At 60.7% G+C, this 20,489-nt stretch carries 15 protein-coding genes; 5 read left to right on the top strand and 10 right to left on the bottom strand.

All coding sequences use genetic code 11. The features are described from left to right. Positions 1-60: 60 nt before the first annotated feature. Positions 61-1,398: a histidine kinase gene (locus tag RWR81_RS06455; RefSeq protein ID WP_314456048.1), complete on the bottom strand. Its 1,338-nt coding sequence runs from the start codon at positions 1,396-1,398 to the stop codon at positions 61-63. Positions 1,399-1,543: 145 nt separating this feature from the next. Between RWR81_RS06455 and RWR81_RS06450 the strand changes: the two genes are divergently transcribed. From RWR81_RS06450 to RWR81_RS06440, 3 genes are read left to right on the top strand one after another with little or no spacing between them, the layout of a single operon-like run. After that, positions 1,544-2,746 carry an ABC transporter ATP-binding protein gene (locus tag RWR81_RS06450; protein WP_314456046.1) on the top strand — a complete coding sequence of 401 codons (1,203 nt, stop codon included), beginning with the start codon at positions 1,544-1,546 and terminating at the stop codon, positions 2,744-2,746. Beyond that, positions 2,746-3,597 carry an ABC transporter permease gene (locus tag RWR81_RS06445; protein ID WP_314456044.1) on the top strand — a complete coding sequence of 284 codons (852 nt, stop codon included), beginning with the start codon at positions 2,746-2,748 and terminating at the stop codon, positions 3,595-3,597. Before RWR81_RS06450 ends, RWR81_RS06445 begins: the two co-directional genes overlap by 1 nt. 6 nt (positions 3,598-3,603) lie before the next feature. Next, complete coding sequence (locus RWR81_RS06440) at positions 3,604-4,512, top strand: ABC transporter permease (protein ID WP_314456042.1); 909 nt, start codon at positions 3,604-3,606, stop codon at positions 4,510-4,512. A 180-nt stretch (positions 4,513-4,692) separates the two neighbouring features. Here RWR81_RS06440 and RWR81_RS06435 read toward each other — a convergent pair whose 3' ends face one another. Beyond that, on the bottom strand, positions 4,693-5,070 hold the full coding sequence (locus RWR81_RS06435; RefSeq protein WP_314456039.1) for a transcriptional regulator: 378 nt from the start codon (positions 5,068-5,070) through the stop codon (positions 4,693-4,695). Between the two features lies 1 nt (position 5,071). Next, complete coding sequence (locus tag RWR81_RS06430) at positions 5,072-5,725, bottom strand: hypothetical protein (RefSeq protein WP_314456038.1); 654 nt, start codon at positions 5,723-5,725, stop codon at positions 5,072-5,074. Between the two features lie 160 nt (positions 5,726-5,885). Between RWR81_RS06430 and RWR81_RS06425 the strand changes: the two genes are divergently transcribed. Beyond that, on the top strand, positions 5,886-8,738 hold the full coding sequence (locus RWR81_RS06425; protein ID WP_314456036.1) for a lysylphosphatidylglycerol synthase domain-containing protein: 2,853 nt from the start codon (positions 5,886-5,888) through the stop codon (positions 8,736-8,738). Between the two features lie 215 nt (positions 8,739-8,953). Here the strand turns inward: RWR81_RS06425 and RWR81_RS06420 are convergent, their stop codons facing one another. The 7 genes from RWR81_RS06420 to lanKC form a co-directional block, all read right to left on the bottom strand. Next, positions 8,954-10,921, bottom strand: coding sequence for a prolyl oligopeptidase family serine peptidase (locus tag RWR81_RS06420; RefSeq protein ID WP_314456032.1), 1,968 nt, complete (start codon positions 10,919-10,921; stop codon positions 8,954-8,956). Positions 10,922-10,944: 23 nt separating this feature from the next. Continuing rightward, positions 10,945-12,684: an ABC transporter ATP-binding protein gene (locus RWR81_RS06415; RefSeq protein ID WP_314456030.1), complete on the bottom strand. Its 1,740-nt coding sequence runs from the start codon at positions 12,682-12,684 to the stop codon at positions 10,945-10,947. Between the two features lie 16 nt (positions 12,685-12,700). Then, positions 12,701-14,458, bottom strand: a complete 1,758-nt coding sequence (locus tag RWR81_RS06410) for an ABC transporter permease (protein WP_314456029.1) — start codon at positions 14,456-14,458, stop codon at positions 12,701-12,703. Between the two features lie 158 nt (positions 14,459-14,616). Next, entirely contained in the window at positions 14,617-15,330 is a 714-nt protein-coding gene (locus RWR81_RS06405; protein ID WP_314456027.1) for an ABC transporter ATP-binding protein, read from the bottom strand. A gap of 214 nt (positions 15,331-15,544) precedes the next feature. After that, positions 15,545-15,670, bottom strand: a complete 126-nt coding sequence (locus tag RWR81_RS06400) for a hypothetical protein (protein WP_314456025.1) — start codon at positions 15,668-15,670, stop codon at positions 15,545-15,547. A 50-nt stretch (positions 15,671-15,720) separates the two neighbouring features. Beyond that, the gene (locus RWR81_RS06395; RefSeq protein WP_314456025.1) at positions 15,721-15,846 is read right to left on the bottom strand and encodes a hypothetical protein; all 126 of its coding nucleotides are present in this window, start codon (positions 15,844-15,846) and stop codon (positions 15,721-15,723) included. Beyond that, positions 15,843-18,383 carry a class III lanthionine synthetase LanKC gene (lanKC, locus tag RWR81_RS06390; RefSeq protein ID WP_314456023.1) on the bottom strand — a complete coding sequence of 847 codons (2,541 nt, stop codon included), beginning with the start codon at positions 18,381-18,383 and terminating at the stop codon, positions 15,843-15,845. The genes RWR81_RS06395 and lanKC overlap by 4 nt, the downstream gene beginning before the upstream one ends. Positions 18,384-19,237: 854 nt before the next feature. Between lanKC and RWR81_RS06385 the strand changes: the two genes are divergently transcribed. Next, complete coding sequence (locus RWR81_RS06385) at positions 19,238-20,335, top strand: SGNH/GDSL hydrolase family protein (protein ID WP_314456021.1); 1,098 nt, start codon at positions 19,238-19,240, stop codon at positions 20,333-20,335. Positions 20,336-20,489: the final 154 nt, after the last annotated feature.

Raw genomic sequence — 20,489 nt, 5'->3', positions numbered from 1 at the left:
TTTGCGCAGATGAAGTCCCGCCACCCCCTGCGAGGTTCGCCATATGGACATTCGTCCCTCTCATCCGGCGATGGGGAGCTCCGCCGTCACCCTCCAGCCGCCCTCGGTCGTGGGGCCGGCCGAGAAGGAGCCATCCAGATCGGTCACCCGGTCGCGCATTCCGAGCAGGCCGAAGCCCCGACGCCTGGAGCTGTCCTTCCGGTCTGCGTCCGCTGCGTCCAGCACCTGCACCACCTGCGTCGATGAGGCCTTCAGGTTCGGAGCGTTCTCGATGACGAGGAGGGCTCGACCGTTCCCGGTGCGCAACGAGACGGTCGCATCCCTTCCCGGGGCGTGCCGTAGCACGTTGGTCAGCGACTCCTGCATCACCCGGTAAAGGACCCGCGCCGCTGCCGCGGGGAGCTCACCGTCCAGGTCGGTCTCCAAGGTGACGGGCAGTCCCGCATGCTGCGCCTGGCGCACCAACGCTCGCAGGGACTCCACCTGCTGGCTCGACGCCGCCTCCTCGGTACTGGACTCGGCACCGACCTCAGCACCGGCGGTGTCGGCGACAGCGTTGTCCTCGGCGTCGGCGCGCAGGATGTCGACCAGGGCACGCACCTCGTCGACGGAACGGCGGGAGGTCTCCCCGATGACGGCCAGGGCCTCGTCGGCGGCGGCCGGGTTGCTGGCAAGGATGGCGCGGGCGCCCTCTGCCTGCATAGCGATGACGGTAAGGGTGTGACCAAGCAGGTCATGGACGTCACGGGCGATGCGCTGCTGGGTCTCCACCACCGCCAGGCGCCGCTCGGTGGCCTGCTGCGTCTCCAGGACCGTGGCCCGCTCGAAGGCCTGGTTGTAGCGGTCGCGGCGGCGGCGCCTGGCGGCGCCGACGAAAGCGGCCACCGCCACCAACAGCCAGGCGTTGGTGATGACCATCAGCCGTCCCATACCCCCATGAGCGTAGTCGCCGATGAGCCCGTGCAGCCGCACCGTCGTCATGGCCGCCCCCGCCAGCTCAAGGGCGAGTCCCACCCACCGCCACGGCGCCTCCAGGCGGGACTGCGTCGTCTCCACCGCCACGAAGGCGACCATGGTGAAGAACAAGGTGGGCTCCGGGAGCAGCACCAGGTGAGCGCTCAGGCAGACACCAGCCACCAGGACGAAGATCATCGGGGAGTGGCGCCTCACCGCCATGGCCAGGGCGCAGGCCCCCGCCATCAGGAGGAAGAGCGCCGACGACGCTCCCTGGATGGTCTCGCCCCCCGTCTCCGACCGTCCGAACAGGGATAGAAGGAAGAGGGAAAGGGCGATGACGACATCGCTCGGCGTCGTCCACGGGCCTGACTTCGGGTGGCGCAAGGCTGCCGGAATCGGGCCCACCGCGGGCTCATTCTCATCCTGGTGTCGTTTTCTCATGACTCACACCGTACCGTCGTGATCGCGCCCCCAGGAGGCCGAGGCGAGAGTTTCATACCCGGGTATGAGTCTGCCAGGCCACCCCGCTCAGGAAGCAGACCACGGGCTGATGATCACCCGTCCCGGTGCAAGCAGACTTCATGCCATGACGAGTTCACATCACCTCCCACCGAGCAATCACAACATCCCCCACGCCGTCCCCCCGGCCCCGCGCTCACCCCAACAGCTGATGACGCGCTCGGGCGCACCGGCCCAGGCCGCCCAGCAGCCCCTCCCCCGCATGGACGCCGGCCGCAGCGCACCGGCGCCCGGCATCGTCTCCCCCGACTCGGCACCGACTCAATCGGTTACCGTCCCGCAGGTGAGTGCACCGTCCGCCGGATCGGCCGACGACGCCGTCATCCTCACCCGCGACCTCACGAAGACCTTCGGTGAGCGCACCGTCGTCGAGGGCCTGAACCTGGTGGTGCCGCGCGGCACCGTCTACGGATTCCTCGGCCCCAACGGCTCGGGAAAGTCGACCACGATGAAGATGCTGCTGGGGCTCCTGGCGCCCACGCGCGGCCAGATCAGCGTCCTGGGGCAATCCTTCACCCCGGCCACGCGAGCCGAGATCATGTCACGCACCGGCTCCATGATCGAGAACCCTCCCGGCTACGGCCACCTCACGGGCGCGGAGAACATGCGGATCGCCGCGAAGATGCAGGGCCTGAGCGAGCAGCAGATCAGTCGCGCCCTGTCGCTCGTGCGCCTGACCGAGCACAAGGACCGCCTGGTGCGCACCTACTCCATGGGCATGAAGCAGCGCCTGGGGATCGCCCTGGCACTGGCCCGCGACCCCGAGCTCCTCATCCTCGACGAGCCCACCAACGGCCTGGACCCGGCCGGCATCGAGGAGATGCGCCGCCTGATGGTCGAGCTCGCCGACGAGGGCGTCTCCATCATGGTCTCCAGCCACCTCCTGGACGAGATCGACCGCATGGCCTCCATGCTCGGCATCCTGTCCGCCGGCCGCCTCGTCTTCCAGGGCACGCGCGCCGAGCTCATGGAGCGCTCCGTGCCGGACATCCTCATCGACACCCCGACGCCGCAGGCCGTCCTGGACCCGCAGGTCCTGGCCGGACTCGTACCAGCTCAGGCCCCCGGCGCAGCCAGCTCGCCCAATCAGCCGAGCGGTCCGGTGCTGGTGCCGCAGGGCGTACGTATCCCGGGGATGTCGAAGGGAGCAGTCGCCGAGCTCATCAACCGGCTGGCCGCCGCCGGCGTCGAGATGCACGAGGTGCGCCGCGAGGCCCAGAGCCTGGAGGACATCTTCATGGACCTCACCGGACGGGGAGGTGTGCTGTGATGACGAGCGCCACGCTTTCCCACCCAGCCGTCACGGCCGGCAAGGCGACGTCGGCACGCGGGTCGCGCAGATCGGCCGCACCCGGGTTCCTGAACTCCGTGGGCATCGAGGTCCTCAAGATGCGCCGCCTGCGCGTGCTGCTGGTAGCCGCGATCCTCATCACGGTCTCGATCCTCATGAGCGCTTTGCAGCTGGGCAGCATGGCAAGACACGGACAACTGAGCGACCCCAGCGCCCAGCCGTGGGAGAGCCTTCTCTTATCCACGGTTTTCTACAATCCGATGATACAGCCGATCTTCGTCGCAGTCCTCGCCAGCCGGCAGACCGACATCGAGCACACCGGAGCCGGATGGAACCTGGCGGCCACCTCGGGACTGACACCGGGGGCCCTGTGCCGGGTCAAGCTCGCAGCGCTGACGCTCCTCATCGTTCCCGCATCCATTGCCCAGAGCGCGGTCCTCATCGTCATAGCACGGGTCATGGGCCTCTCCCTCCCGATCGACGTCGGCCCCTGGGTCACTTACACGCTCCTACTGGCCCTGGTCAACATCGCGATGTGCGCCTACCACCTGTGGCTGGCGGCCGTGGTGGAGAACCAGCTGGTCGTCATGAGTGTGGGGCTCCTAGGAGGGTTCACCAGCGTCTACATGCTGCTCGCCCCGATATCACTGGCACGGATACTGCCCTGGGGCTACTACGCCATGATCTCGCCCGTGAAGATGTCCGCGGTGGACGGCCACACCGTTATCGAGTACGTCACGGCCCCTATGTTCTGGGTTATTGGGTTCCTAAGCCTGACCGCCCTCATCTTCACTGTCGCTACCCGCCGGCTCGACCGGATCGAGAGGTGATCCCCCGTGACTACTCCCATCAACGCCTCCACCATAACCCGCACTGCCGGTCCCGCCGCGCATACCACTGCGGTACCGAGGGTCCCCTCCGTCACCCGTTCTGCCGGCAGCGGGAACGAGGCCGCATCGAAACGGCGCGGCGCATTCAACGGGCGCAGCGGGTTCGTCTCGCTGGTGGCCGCCGAGGCCATCAAGCTCAAGCGCTCCTCAGTGTGGGCGGTGACCGTCCTGCTGCCACTGCTGGCGGTCATCTCCGGCAGCGTCAACTACTCGATAAACTCAGACATGCTTCCCCGGACCTGGGTTACCCTCGCTTCACAGATAACGGTCTTCTACGCCATGATGTTCTGCTCGCTGGGCGTGGCCCTGCTGGCCTCCGCCGTGTGGCGGGTGGAGCACCGGGGCACGAGCTGGAACGCCATGCGGACCACCCCCCACACTCCGGCGGCCGTGGCGCTGGCCAAGACCCTGGTCCTCTTCGCACCGCTGCTGGTGATGCAGGTGATCCTCGTGGTCCTGGCCTGGATCTCGGGAACGTTCTTCATGGGTCTGGGGCCCGCGATGCCCATGTCCTTCACCGTGTCGGCTCTCCTCGGGGTGCTGACGGCGGCGCCGCTCATAGCGGTGCAGTCACTGTTGAGCATGCTCATGCGGTCCTTCGCCGCGCCCGTGGCGGTCGCCTTCATCGGCTGTGCCGTCGGGATCGGTCTGGCGGCGGCTCAGAGCCCCTTGGCCTACGTCATTCCGCAGGGCATTCTCACTATGACCTTGGCCCTAGATTCGTCAGCCTTAAGCACTGCCGGGGCCTTTGACGCGGCGAGCATGCTTCCCCTTCTAGCCGCGACCGTAGGAGTAGGCGCCGTCCTGTGGGGCCTGCTGATCGTCGTCACCCACCGCACCGGCGGCGTGCGCTGACAGCTCGGCCCGCCAGAACGCAGTCACCAGTAACATCCGAACCGCACCGACGACCTGATGGCTTGAGGACTGATCCTTCCGGATCAGTCCTCAAGCCAACAGTGCCGTTCGCCGGCCTTCAGGCACACCCACAAGACCGTCCGCCCCACCTCGGCCGGCGGCCGGCCAGCACCTCGATCTTCAGGTATTGAGCAGGGAACGCAGGTTGAGCACGTACCTCTCGAAGGCGACCCGCCCCTCGGGGGTCAGCGCCAGGTAGGTGGCGGGGCTGCGTCCGACATAGGCCTTGTTCTGCCGGATGTAGCCGGCCCCCTCGAGCTTGGACAGGTGGGTGGACAAGTTGCCGGCCGTCATGTCCAGCAGCTCGCGCAAGCGGGGGAAGTGCAGCTCGTCACCGACCGGCACGGCGGCCAGGGTCGCCATGATCCGCAAGCGGGCCTGAGCGTGGATGACGGGGTCGATATCGACGCCGGACGCGGCCAATCCGGCCGCCTCAGCCGGTCCCGCCTCTTGGCCGGCCGGCCGCCTCACCTTCTTCCTCCCTGATTCCTCCGCCATCTCACGCGCCTCGCTTCGCTCCCACCACGGTGCTGACGACGGCCGCCACCAGCATGCCGCCCCCACCGGCCACGGACATGACCCACCAGCCCCAGGGTGCCCCGGCGACCGTGAACACAACGGTGATCAGGAGGATCCAGCCGCCCAGGAATCCCATGACCGCCTCATCCCACAGCGCGGCACTCATGAGGAAGATGACGCCGACGACAAGGCATGGCAACGCATTGGACACCAGGGCCGCGATCTCCCTGGCCTGGGGCGTGTCGATGGTGGCCAGAACGGCATTCACCCGCCCCAGGATGATGGTCCCCAGCGCCATGCCGAGGAACCAGGACCAGCCGTAGTAGGTGCCCTCACGATTGCTTCGGCCACGGATACCACGTGCCTTGGGGATGATGTAGGCGAAGGTGAAGACAAGTGCGGCCGCAAGACATCCGCCGAAAAACAGGAAAGGCATCCTGGGCATGCTGTAGTCCGGCTCGCGATAGAGGGCGAGAACGGCGTAGCCGATCAGCCAGGCAGACCCCCAGGCGATCAGGAGCGGAGCGGGCTTGATCTCATGCCGCTTGAGATAGGTCTCCCGCTGGGCGTCGACGACGGCGAGAGCCTCGGCCGGCCCCTCCGGAATCTCCTGGTGCTGGGATGCGTCACTCATGACGAACCTCCTCACTCGCAGTGGCCTGTATGCCGGAACACCCACAGGATAACCTGCGTAAGTTTGCATAACAAACAAGTTTGAATATGTAGGAAACTGCGCAGGCAGACCCTCCTGACGTAGGAGGGGCACACACAGGGTCACCTTCTAGAATCACCACATGACCGATGCGGCACCAGGCCCACCTCCGTCAGAAGGCGGCCCCACCGACGTCTCAGCCCCCACCGAGCCGCCCATCGCCACCACAACCCCACCATCCGCCACAGCGCGCTCGACGACACTCCTGGTGGACACCACCGCGCACCGCCTGCGACGCACCGAGGACCTGCTCGATCTGACTCTGACCCTCCTGGGCATCGGGGCGGTCCTGATCCTGGCGATCTACGCCCGCCAGACCGCAACCGGCGTCACCCAGGACGTCCAGAACGCCCTCGCGGTGGTGCTGCGTCGCATCCTGGTCTTCCCCTTACAGGCCATCGAGGGCCTGACCACATTCATCGTGCCGCTGGCCGTCCTGCTCGACCGCTTCCTACGCCGCTCCTGGCGCTCCTGCGGCGAGGCCGTCCTATCAGGGATCGCCGGGTACGCGGTCGCCCTCGGCGCAATGACTGGGCTGGTCATATGGGGACCGGCCTCCCTCGTCACGGGTCTGACGGTCACAGCCTCGGGCGCCGCACAACTGGGTGTCTCCACCGTCTTCGCGGCCATGTCGGGCCTGCTCACGGGCGCCGGCGACCGCAACAGCTCCAGCACAATGCGTTCGAGCTGGGCGGCCCTGTGCATCATCCTCGGCCTGGCCGTCCTGCGCGGCGCCCTGACCCTGCCCGGCGCGATCCTGTCCCTGCTGCTGGGTCGTACCGTCGGCCTGGTGGTTCGTTACGTCGTCGGCGTGGAGGACCGCCGCGCCCATGGGGTCACGCTCGTGCGCGCACTGCGCCGAGCCGGGATCGACGCAGTACGGGTGGTCCGCATGGACCGCGCCCCGGAGGCTCGCGCCTGGGTCGTCACCACTGACGCCCCTCTGGGCTACACCGAGCAGGTCCGTGAGCAGGTCCGCGAGCTCCCCCTGACTCCGATGGCTCAGGGGACTTCAGGGGCCGACAGCAGCGGCACGTCGACCAGGTCGTCGGACTCGGCGGCGGCCGAGCCACCGGACTCCACCACGTCCGCCACTGAAGACACTGAGCCGGCCAGGAAGCCGACCACGGAACCGTCCGAGGCAGCAGCCTCCCCCATTGATCCGGCGTCGTCAACCGCAGCGGGACCAGCCGACACCAACACGATCAGGCCGGCCACCGGCGTCGATCTGACCGCCGTTCTGGCTGAGGCCTCCAGCTCCGCCCTGTCCCGGGAGAGGGCCTCGGTCCACCGGATGTACGCCGTGTGGGACTCGACCGGCGAGCGCCACAACGCCACTCTCCTCGACGCCGACCGGCAAGTAGCCGGATTCCTGTCCAACATCTGGGACCAGATCCGCGTCAAGGGTCTGTCCCCCACCCGCGATATGTCCCTGCGATCCGCCGCCAAGCACGCCGCTCTCATGACGATGGAGGCGCATCGCGCCCACGTGCGCACCCCCGAGCTGCGGGGCATGGCCGAGGCCGCGGAGTCGGTGCTGCTGGTGACCGACCATGTCGTGGGCGCCCGCTCCATCCAGGACCTGGGAGCCGAGATCGACGACGACGTCCTGGACCAGCTGTGGAGACAACTCCAGCAGGCCCATGCCGCCGGGCTGGCACACGGCGGCATCGACGCCTCGAACGTCGTCGTCGACGAGGCGGGACGCCTGTGGCTCCTGGACTGGGCCTCGGGTGAGACGATCTCCTCCGAGCTCTCCCGCCGCGTGGACCTGGCCCAGGCCCTGGCGCTGACGGCTATGACCGTGGGCGCCCAGCGAGCCATCGACGCCGCCTCCCGATCGCTGACCACCGCGCAGCTGGCTTCGATCGCTCCCATGCTCCAGCGGGTGGTGCTGCCACGCCAGACCCGAGAGGTCATGAGGCGGCGCGGGGCCGGCAGGCAGGTCCTGCAGGACCTGCGCGACGCCCTCGTGACCCTCACCCCGACTGCAGACGCCGAGCCGGCCCGTCTCAGACGCTTCTCCACGCGTACTGTCCTCATGGCCGTCGTGGCACTGGTCGCGATGTGGACACTGCTGGCGCAGCTGGACTTCCAGCAGGTCTCCGCGGCCGTCTCGCAGGCCAGTATCTGGTGGATGCTGATGGCTCTGGTCTTCTCGGTGGCGACTTACGTGGGCGCCGGGCTCACACTGGCGGCCTTCAGCCCTGAGCGACTGTCGCTGTGGCGCTCCACCGAGGTACACCTGGCCAGCGCCGTCGTCACGCTCGTAGCACCGGCCGGGGTGGGCGGGGCGGCCATCAACCTGCGCTTCCTCAACCGCAAGGGCGTACCGACGGCGGTCGGCGTGGCCACGGTGGCCCTGGTCCAAGTGGTCCAGCTCCTTGTCACCGTGGTGCTGCTCGTAACATTGGCGGCGATGACCGGCCAGTCGACGGGACTGACACTGCCGTCGAGCTGGGTGCTGGTCGCGGCCGGCGTCATCGTGGTCGTTGCGGCGGTCATTCTGGTGATCCCCAGAGCACGCGCCTGGGCGTGGGCCAAGATCGCACCCACCTACCGCCAGGTATGGCCGCGGCTCGTATGGGTCATGTCCAATCCGGTGCGCCTGGCCTTGGGGGTCGGCGGAGCGCTCATGCTCAGTCTGTCCTACATCCTGTCCTTCAGCGCGAGCCTGTGGGCCTTCGGCACCACGGTTCCTTTCACGGTTCTGGCCATCACCTACCTGGCCTCCAACACAGTGGGATCAATCGTGCCCTCCCCCGGTGGCATCGGACCGGTCGAGCTGGCCCTGACCGCCGGGCTCGTCGCCGCCGGCGTCCCCTACGGGGTGGCGCTCTCAACGGCGGTCGTCTACCGCCTAGTCACCTTCTGGATCCCGATCCCGGTGGGTTGGCTCAGTCTCCAACGCCTCCAGAAGGTCGGGGACCTGTAGTCCCACCGACGGCGAGCGGCGGCCTGTGCTGCACGTGGACATTCCTGTGTCCACAGCCAAGCAACCCCGAACCCGACTCGCACGTTCACACAGCGGGGGACAACGAGCCACAGGTCGAAACGAACGGTCGATGACACGCTCGACGAGACGGCTGGCAGGTCGGTGAACAAGCCTCAAGAACCACTCATGGGTTTCGTTTCATCAACCCATCCCGCTCAGGGATTCAATAGCTCGCGCTCCCAGAAGGCAAGTTCGAAACGAGCATCATCACAACCGTGCCCAACCCCCATTATCGCGTCTATATACAATGGGAGCGACGACGTGGACGCACTGCGAATCCGCTCCACCCACTCGACAGCATCGGAGTTGCTGATACGAGAGTCCAACTCACCGAGAACGACACCGATGGCAGGATAGTCTTGAGTACGCACATTCTGTAACGGAGAATATGATCGAATCATCTCGGCAGCTCGCTGATCCTCGAGAGGATTCCCGAACTCGCTCCAGTCCGTCGCCACCAGAGGAAGGGTCGGATCTCTCAGAACATTGTGAGGGTCAACGAACGGCTGTCGAAGTAGGCACGCTCTGAACAGACCTGGGTTTCGATTAATTGAAGAGGCCACAAGAATCGCTCCAGCCGATGCAGTCGCCGCTCCCAACCTACCTTCCGCCACCCATCCCGATTCAACGGCATAGCGAGCACATGTGTCAAAATCCATCAATGAATTCACCTTGTTGATCCCACGCCCTTGCTCATGCCACCAACTACCCATCTCACCCCCGCCGCGAACATGGGCATACACGATCACCACTCCCCGCTGAAGCAGTTCCAACCAACTTCTAGCGAACTCCGGATCCAAGCAGCTTTGATAGCACCCATAAGCTACCAGCACCCCGGGAGCACGCCCATCCGGCCGGACTTCTTCAGAGCGAACAAAGGTCATGGGGATGTCGACGCCGCCACTCCTGACATATTCCCTAGTCGCAATCAATCTGGTCGAAATCTCGGGTTCCTTCATATCAAACGGAATCTCGAAGCTCTTTCCGTCAACGTATCGATAGTCAATCACTCTGATCTGACGCGTGTAGTATTCAAAAGCAACTCTGAGAGCGGAGCCATCCTCGTCAGCGTCGACAACACGGACTCCGATCAGATCGTCATCCTCCTCATCTGGGCCGACCATAAGAACGTCGCCGGCAGAACTCATATCAATGACACCCACCCTGGGAAGGGCGTTCACGCGCATTCCGAGAACAATATGATTCGGCACGACATAAACATCTGTGAGCACCGTCCGGGGCGCACCGCCGAAGACTCGACTCCATTTCGCGGCGCCAACACTTGCGTCAAGATCACACTCATTGGCCCAGCTCAGAATCTGATCACATGACGAATCGAGATGCCTGACTAGATAACGTGGAGTTCCACCGCGCTCGTCGGCCGCAAAAACACGATGGAGAAGACCGCAGGAGCGACTGATCAAAACATTTCTGCTCCAGGTGCCATCATCCCCCATCCTGTATTCAGCACTCTCACTCGCTTCAGGAGTGGATGAAAGAGAGAATACGTGACCGCCGTTAGCATACACCACTATGCCGTACCGCTTGTCATCCTCCCAATGAAGCCTGATCTCGCTACGAGGGTCGTCCACATTGCGGGCCCATAGTTCCGCAGGCCGGAGCGCGTCATCCAACTTCGTATAGAAGATCCAGTTCGAGTCGCCCGCCCAAGCCGCAGTACTGCCTACGTTATCAATATTGCACACAACGGCGGGCGAGCGGCCAGGAGAACCATCCATAACCAGCATTCTCATTCTCCCGCGCCCGACATGCTCTATGGAGAACAACTTTCCCGTTCGTCTATTCGCTCCCAACTTCACCGAGTTAACCAGGTTTGGATGAACCACCTCGTCAACCGCTTCCTGAAAATCGCCATGCATATATTCCTGAATCCCGTCGTCAGAGGCGATTGAACGACAGTACAGTGTTCTTCCACCATCATACCGAGGGTAGTACCAGTACTTTCCCCGCCGGACAGGTAGCGCTCGAAGGCGGGCGGTCGCTAAACCACGAGTATTCTTGACAGCATCTGACGGAACGAGTTCCACGCCAAGCGCATTGTAAGAGCGAGCTGTTTCACTCAGGAGAATCTCATTCAAAGTGGGGGCATCGACGGCAGTCACGTCCATTCCTTCCGCTAACTCAATCACGCAGCCACCATCCCTTGCTGCTCGGCCATTCTCCGGTAGATCCTATTTCCGCGCAGCAACTCGTCATGCCTCCCGCTCCCCACCATATGGCCATGTTGCATCACGATAATTTGATCAAATCCAATCACTTGATGCAGGTTGTGCGTAACAAGAATTACCGTCGATTTCCTTGGCAGACAGTCAAGCATTCGAGTAAAATGGGCCGCAGATATGGAGTCCACACTCGACGACGGCTCATCAAGAACTAGAAGGGGTCGGTATCGATTAAGGAGAAACCGAGCCCATGATATTCGTTGCCGTTCACCACCCGACAACCGCCCACCTGCATCCCCCAGATCTACATCGAGCCTAGAAACGAAGTGTTGTAAACCTACCGCCGCTAGCACCATCTGAAGATCAGAATCAGACACGTCAGGATTGGCTAACATGAGGTTCTCCCGAAGGGTTCCCCCCAATGCAACATTACCCTGATCGACATACGCAAGATTGTTGCGATAGGCCGTGAGCTGATAATCAGTCTGCTTCTTTCCCAAGAAACGTATGACTCCCGACTGAGGGGATCGGAATCTTTCCACCAACGACAGAATCGTCGATTTTCCCGAGCCGGACTGACCAACGATCGCCGTTCTCGAACCGGCTTCCACACTAAAACTGAGCGGCCCAAGCATAAAGGGATCCGTCTCTCCGTCGTACCGGTAGATTACCTCATTGAAACTCAGTACTCCGTCACTCGTTACTGCCTCATGAACGTCCGAGCGCTCGTCATCCTCATTTTGTTCAATAGCGACTGTTTTGGCGTCCTCCGCTGCGATTGAAAGAATCTGATCGACTCTTACCATCGCTCCCCTACCCGCTCGGTAAGCAGCAACTCCATTCATGACCTGCGAGGCGGGCGTGATCATCATCATCAAATACATGGCAAACGCAACCAGACTTCCAACGGTCAGCGCTCCAATTGAGACGCGGTACACCCCGATACCAAGGCTGATGAATAATGCCACCTGAACAATAATTCCTCCCAAAGGCTTGACGATCGCTTGGAGAGCAACCAATCTCATGTTTTTGGAGTAATGGTTTCGGACGGAGCGAACGATTTTCACTCCTTCCAGCGACTCGGCGTTGTACGCTTTCAAGACCGGCAATGCCGTCATGGTGCGATCAAATGCCGTCATCAACTCACCATTAGCCTCTTGGGCGTATAATGACTTACCCTCCAGTGTCTTGCTCGTCAGCAGTGACAATACCGATCCAAAGCCGACGCATAACAGTACTGAAATGAGCAGAGTCACGTCAATCAACAACATTCCAACGAAGGCGAACAAGAACCCGAATACCGCAGAGAAAGCCCCTATGACACCGTCGTTGAGTGCCTTTCCAACCTGCACCGAATCGTCTCCGAATCGCGCCAGAAGATCCCCTTTAGGGTGATCATCGAAGGACGACAATGGGACTTCACATAAGTGTCGCGCTAGCCGTGTACGCACATTAGCAGTCACCGTATGAGCGATCTTCGCCCTCAAATATTCTTGTAATGCCAGTAGCCCAGTATAGGAAGCAATTGCAGCCACCAGCAGTGCGACCGAAAGGGGCTGAAGTGCCTGCAAGTTATCAAGCACCTTTTTTAAAAGAACTGGTTGAACCGCGTTGACAACACCCGCGACGATGCCGACAAGCAGCGTGCAGAGCGTCACACCCTTAATTTTTGCCAACTGCCCCAACATACTCGTGGTCTTCATGCCAACACGTCCTTCGCTACCCGTGATTCCCGGTTTCAGCCTTGGAGGACTGGCTAAGCGTGAGATATGTTCCTGCCAGCTGAGAAACTAGGGCCAGGACGAGCACCGAGATGTAGGCGGCGACGGTAGAAGGTGCTGCCGAAGCCAGTGCGGACAGCGGAGACGTGCTATTGAGCGCGGCAAACCGAACAGCCAGCACAACAAAGGTGATCCCGATGAGGATACCTGCAACGATCTGGACGATCACAGTTTCGGTAGCTGTTGTGGCAAGAATTCCTTTAGGACTGACTCCTAGCACCCTCAACAGCCCATACTCACGCTTCCGCGCCAAATTGGAGCTGATGGCGGACTGGACCAGACTGATCAAACTCATGAGGTAAATCGTCCCAAAAATTCCGATATTGGAGCGATAAGTGTTAGCATGTCGCGTCTCCGCCAAGTACTCGATGTATCCTGATTGATCAGTGACAGAACCTTTGATACCAGCGGTGCTCATAACAGCGGCCACCTCGTTGTCGACTGCCGCAGTAGTGAAAATCGTTGCAGAAAGACTTGTCGGATCGGCTACAAACTGGGAAGCCTGACCCCAGTCCAGAAATACGCCGTCATCATACAAAGGATCCTCAATGACAGCCACGACATGCAGTTCGATCTGCTGACCTGAAGCACTCTGGGCCTGTATGGAATCACCCACGCGTGCACCACCCATACTACTAGCGATGTCGACGCCCTTCACCTTCTCAGGATCACCCTCCACGATATTCTGACGCAACAGTTCACGCAGGGCTCCGGAATCGGTGAAGTACATGGTCTGCCGAGAGGCTTTCTTCTCGCCGGTTTTCACCATGTTCTTTCGAGACGCAAGACGTGCGGTGGCACCGGTAGAAGAGGGCAACGACTCTGTCACCCGGTCCGCATCATCGGTGCCGGTGACGCGGGCGATCGCGGTGGCCCCGACACGTGAAGAGGCGTATGCCGTGCGCGCCTCCTCGTCAGGTGCATTAGCCACGAGAAAACCGCCTAGCACCCCCACGCACACGATCGCCGGTACAGCCGAACGGGCAAGACGCAATCGATCCCGACTCGCCCGTTCAGCCGCGAGCAGGCCTGGGCCCGGAGCGGCCAGGCCAACCAGACGGCCCACCGCCAAGGCCCCGGCCGGGATCGCCACCGGCGCCAATGCGAATAGCGGTACCACCGCCAAGAACGGCAGAACCAGCACAAGGTTGGACCCCAGTTTCTGAGCGTCCAGCAGAACGATACCGGCCAAGCCGGCCACCCCGAACGTGACGCGCCAAGCGATCTGCCAAACGGACAACTTTCCTGTCAGTGAGACAACCGCATGAGCCAGGTCTCCACGCGTGGCTCCACGTGCGGCAGCCCAACCCGCCAGGCCCGCGACCAGAGACATCGACACCGCCACGATGACGATCGGAATTGCCGTGAGAACGAAGCTCACCGAGACATCATTGCCGAAAAAGCCGATCATCCGTAGCCCAGCGAGCAGCGCCGGGGACAACAGAGCGCCGACAACTGAACACGGCAAGGCCACAACAAACGCCATCAGCAGGCACTCCGAGAATACCATTCCAGATATACGGGACCTACTGGCTCCCACCAGGCGCATCAGCGCGAATTCTCTTTGCCGAAACGAGATCACCTGTTTAACGGCGGACGACATCAGGAATCCGCTGGCCACGATCGCAATTCCACTGAGTAGAGACAGAATCCCCTTGATTGCAGTGAGCTGAGAGGCAACCTCCTCTGCAGACATGCTTGAGACGCTCACCCTTTCAGCATCTGAGAATCCCGCGACCAGATACGCCTGAGCCGAAGCGATCACTGACGTAGCTCCAACAGTGGCCATGCACCCGGAGTACAGCGCCATATGACGGCGCAGTATCCGGATCGACAAACGCATTGTGCCAAGCATCAGCGCACCTCCAGGTCCGCGAGGCGTTCGGCTATACCTACCGGCGAAAGGCCTTTTTCTTCGCCCGCAACAGCACCGTCGTAAAGAAACACCACACGTGACGCCTCTGCGGCGACCATCGGATCGTGAGTCACCAACACCACGGTACTACCGCTACTGGGAAGCGCCGTCAGATTATCCATCACCTCTCGACGAGAACCGCTGTCCAACGCACCAGTAGGCTCGTCGGCGAATACTACGTCACGACTGCTTGCGAGTGCCCGGGCAATGGCTACCCGCTGTCGTTGACCACCGGACAATTCTTCCGGATATCGCTCCCCCAATCCGTCAAGGCCCACTCGTGCCAGTGCCGATGCCGCAACCTCGTCGTCCATACGATGCCCGTCAAATAACGCCGGCAATTTAACATTGTCTGTCGCAGTGAGCGCTTCCACCAAATTATAGGACTGGAATATGAACCCCCACGAGGATCGTCGTAACTTATCTTGCGCTGAGGCATTCATCCGAGAAAGGTCGCGCCCTCGGTAAATCACTCGTCCGCCTGTAGGACGAATGATTCCCGACATGCAGTTCAATAGCGTCGTCTTGCCAGAACCGGACGGCCCCATCACAGCTGTGATGGATCCTGACTCAAAGGACAGACTCACCCCTCGGAGCACCTCCTTGGCCTCACCAAAATGGTGATGCAGGTTCTCACATTCTAGAACCAACACAATGGGTTATCTCCTTCCCTTACCAAGCACAACATACTTACTCGTCGGGATAGGCGTTACCGAGCTACTCTGATTTAGAGAAAGCGACCGAATCATCATGGGCGCACGATAACCGATCACGACGCATTTGTTATCCCACCTATAAATCCCCGGAGGGAGGGGCCAAACGCTGCAGCGTACGTTCAGCCCCTCCCTCAGCAGGCGGGAGGTGATATCAGCCGCACCAGATACTGATGCCGCTGTTGTTACCATCGCACCACAGGCTTGCGCTCGATGCGCGCTCCGGCAGAGTATCCGCCTGAACGTCAAACGCCTGAAGGGAAAGCAACTCGTCCATCATGCACCTCCTTTCTTTGCTCGTCACAGGATGTTTAAGATCGGGAGGTGATATCAGCCGCACCAGATACTGATGCCGCTGTTGTTACCATCGCACCACAGGCTTGCGCTCGATGCGCGCTCCGGCAGAGTATCCGCCTGAACGTCAAACGCCTGAAGGGAAAGCAACTCGTCCATCATGCACCTCCTTTCTTGACTCCATCGAACAGAAGTGGAGACCAAGGTACCCACGCCGGCCATCTCCGACAATAGCCGTCAACGCATAGCGCTATTCCTGCTGCACCTGTAGAATAGTCCGAAGAAAGACAGTATGAATGATTTCCTGGAAAATAAATGGCCTCATCATCGTCGACAGAGAAGGATTTCATGTTTAAAAGATTGGTTAACACCTGCTCAATAATTGACTCGTATTCGACTCCGCCAATCATCATGAGTGAAGCAGCGAGCCCCGCCTGCCCCTGAAATAGTCCTGCGCTAAGACACAGGCGCGACCCCAAAGACATCGAGATCCCTCTAATGATTTTCTTGTAGCGAGTCCGATCCACTATGGAGCACGCCACTCCTACTCCGGCCGATCCTTCCGACAGGTATCCATAGTCCACCCCCGACATATCGATGTACTGCGCACCCTGATCGCTGGCCTTTAAATGACGGACATCTCGCTCCAGGAAGGCTTCGGCCCGTCGGTGCCAGTCAATATTGCCAGTTCTTCTGAACACCGCCTCACAAGCCACTGCCACACCACACCAACCGTCGAATAAGCCAACAGCGTTCCCAGTTTCAGCTCCGCCACCATCCACATATATGTCCGAGTCATCCAGGGCGTCTTCGAAGTCGGCCAGCAACTCATGAATGAACCTGATCTTCATGCCGTACTGACACAATGACAAATATGATAGAACTGTCCCAGCTATACCACTTCGAATATTCGCATTCTTGCTTGCAAAACTTTCCCGATGGCTTGCCAGCGCCAAGGCGATTTCAGGCTCTCCCGCTTCAGCCATAGCCAATGCAATGCCAGGAAGTCCCCGCAAAAGCCCTTCTTCAGGGAGATCAGTTGTACACATATTCTCAGCAAGTTCAACCGCGAGTTCATGCATATTCACTCCCAGTCTCGATAGGGCCAGAATGATTCCAGCGGTACCAGTTTCCAAGTCCCACTGCGCTGATGGACCGTCCCACAACTGCCGCGCATCGCCGGGGAATATGGGCGCAGTTTTCTCAATTCGTCTTCTTGCGGCAAATATTCCCGAGATGACCTTATGCCTATACTGCTTCCACTCATATCGCAACGGTTGCGGACGAACTGCCCTTGCGCTATTCGCACAAAGGCCCAGTCTTGGCTTAGTAACCGACGACGGCACTTCAGCACGGACGCACTCGATGAGACTCAGCGCCTCTTCAGAGAATGTCTCCGATATGAAGTCGATGCGTTTTTGCTCAAGCCCAGGCGATAGAGCAGAATCCGAAGAAGGTGCAAACATGTATAAAAGCACTTGGAATAAGGAGTACGCATCTCGTTCCCGATTACTGCACCTTCTTAGCGGCATGAACCCAGGAGTACCCAGTACATCTCGAGATTCGCACGTGATCGGCCGCGCCCCCTCCAAGTCAATGAGGCGAACAGTCAGGTCCTTTTCAATCATTATGTTCTTAGGCTGAAGGTCCATGATGGCCACACCCTCCGCATTCGCCGACTGGACGATTTTAATGAGCTGTCGGGATATTTTCAATGCGTCGGCTTCATATGGCTCAATGGGCTGATCGAAAAGAAAGGGATAGTTTGAGGCTATCCAATCTTGAAGCGTCCCACCTTCGATGAAATCCTCTACAATAAATTCATGATCACTGAGTGCCAGATAGTCACGGAGACGTGGCACAAACTCCAAATGCTCCAGTTCCTTGAGCACTTCAGCTTCAGATCTTAAACGATCCTGAGATGATTCCGTTTCTGACGTGTATCCGCTATAAGCTCGCGCTTCTTTCAAAATAACTTCATGCTGGTCACGCAGATCCAATCCGCGATACACTCCGCCGCCAAAACTATAGTGCATACAACCAGTCACTTTATAGGGATACAACAGTTCATCAGCCCCGTTCTTCAAACCATTCTTTCGAGCCTCCACCACATGTCTAATGGCATCCGGAATAGTAACGAATTCAGGTATGGAGAACTTCACGTCGCGAGGGTCCTCAATCACCTCCCCAGAGGGAGTAATGATGCCTGTTCTTCCATTGCGCAGCATTTTAGAAAAGTATGCTCCGTATCTGAAGAACACTGGACTCTCGGCATAACGCACATCCGTCAGCACATAGGGGCCGACATTCCCTTTCAATCGTTGGTCCAATTCTTTCAGCAAGGCCACGAACTGCTGTTCATTTCTTGGATAGATCGTAATAAATTTTCCTCCAGACAACCTGTCGGCGTACTTCTTCAAGCAGTGCAAGAATTCTGAGCGATCACTCAGATGCTTGAAGGGAGTTGTGTAGCTCTCACAAGTTTCCGCAACGGCGGCAAGTGTTTCTTCGGCATCGACCGGGACTGAACTGACGTGAATTTTCCATCCATGCTGCGGGTAGCTATCCCATATTTCCGGAGGATACACCCGAGTCCAGGGCCCTAATCTATCGCTGGCCCATCCCCGTGGCGTCACACTGAACGCTTTACTAGGGTTTTGGACCAGAGATTCATAGAAGAGGCTTCCGGGTTTGGCCAACCGGGCTCTTCTGGAATGATTCGTTCGGTATGCGAGCTTCAATCTTTTTCTCCGACCTAGTCAATTGCAGTACGTCGCGCGCATTTCAGCGCTAGGCGCAGAACAAGAAAGTTAGATACTCGTCTCAGGGGTATCGACTTTGAATCCAGGGACTTCTAGCGGGACACGAGACTGAACACTTCAGTGCCCAATATGCTTCGCGTGTATTCCACCCTCACATATTCTCCACACAGTCATTCATGAAATTCGAACCATAACGACTTCGACTGAACCGGAGCGGGCGATCTCGATGATGAGCAGGAGACACATCGAACGATGTCGCTGCAAACATCGAAGAAAAGTCACTGCTCTATGAGACGACAACGTTCTTGATTGACGGAACAATACGTCGATCTAACGTCGCGTCGGTGAAATAGATTACTCCGACCTTTGACAGCATGCAACCCGTCCATGACATTCGTCAGCGACACCCACGCCATGGAGCATTGGAGCCGCGTCCTGACGCGGTTTTCACGGGCACTCACGCATCGGGATCTACAGGGTTGAGTACTGGCACGTTGCGTCGGGACACCCTGACATATTGACAACGTTGTTCATACTATCTTCCGGTAGTATTGTATGCGGTGTTCGTCTGCGGACCCCAAGGAGACGCTATGCCCAGCCATCACGATCCCTCGACCACCCCGTCATCCGTACAACGGAACGCAGCACACACGGTCCGGGGACGACGTCGTCTTCTTCGCCGCATAGGCCCTGCAGTATTCGCCGCCTCCCTCACGTGCGCTGTCGCCGTCAGCTCGCCGGCATCCTCAACCCCCCAAGCCCCCTCGCTCCCCGCCGGCGCATATGTCGCTTTGGGTGATTCTTACGCCTCCGGCTACGGCCTACCGCCCTACGCCGAAGGCACCAACGTCCGGGACGGCAACAACTGCCAGCGCTCCTCCTCCGCCTACGCCCATCAGGTGGCTGAACAGACCGGCAAGACCCTCGACTTCGACGCTTGCTCAGGGGCCCGCACCAGCGACTTCTACCAGGCCAAGGCATCCTGGGGCGAGCCCGCCCAACTCGACCACCTGGACTCCTCAACCGGGCTGGTCTCCTTCTCCATCGGCGGCAACGACGCGGGCTTCGCCCAAATCCTGTCCAAGTGCGTCACGCAGCTCCCCTTCTCCACCTGCTCGGGTGATAGCGCGATCACCGCCCCGGTCGACTCGGCCATCGACGCACTGGCCGGCAAGACCACCCAGGAAGGTGTCACCAGCTACGACACGATCATGACCGACATCGGCACGCGCGCGCCCAACGCGGCCGTGGTCGCCGTCGGCTACCCACGCATGTTCACCCAGCAGGGCATCGGCCAGCTCTTCCCGGTCCCGGGCCGCTGCGAGGGCCTGACCAAGGTCGACCAGCGCTGGATCAACGCACGCACTAACGACCTCAACGCCGTCATCAAGGCCGCTGCTCTGCGCCACGGCTACCAGTTCACCGACCCCTCCGACTCCTTCACGGGCCACGAGCTGTGCGGGAAACAGGGCTCCTGGTTCGAGGGCCTGCTCGAGGACGGACGCTTCCACCCCAATGCCGCAGGCCACAAGGCCACGGCGGACTCAGTGGTGAGCGCACTTGCCGCCCCCCAAGCACAGGAAGCCGCCCAGGATCAGCCCGCCGCCGCTGAGGCTCAACTGGACAACGTCCGCCCCACCGGTTCCTTCACTCTCACCCGTGACGGTGACCAAGTCGCCCTGGACGCCTCGGCCTCCTCCGACGCCGATGGAGCAGTCACCAATATCGACTGGTACATCCAGCGCGCCGACGGCACCGAGGAGGTCCTCACCGGCGCCCAGGCCACCGCCACGGTACCGGCGAGCGAGCAGGTCGCCGTCACCGCCGTCATCACCGACAACCAGGGCAAGGAAGACTTCACCACGCAGACCGCACCGGCCGCCAGTTAGGGCCGGCTGGCGCTGACCCACTGGCCAGCGAGGGGTGAAGGAATCCTGCTTGGCAGCCCCCAGGCACTCACTCCGCTGCTGCCTCATCGCGGCCACACCCTCGATGCCCAAACAGCTGAACAGCGCCGAGTGTCGTCGGCGCCCGATCAAAGGG

The sequence above is a fragment of the uncultured Actinomyces sp. genome, from assembly GCF_963526355.1.
Lineage (GTDB): Bacteria > Actinomycetota > Actinomycetes > Actinomycetales > Actinomycetaceae > Actinomyces.
This window is presented reverse-complemented; position numbering and strand designations above follow the sequence as displayed.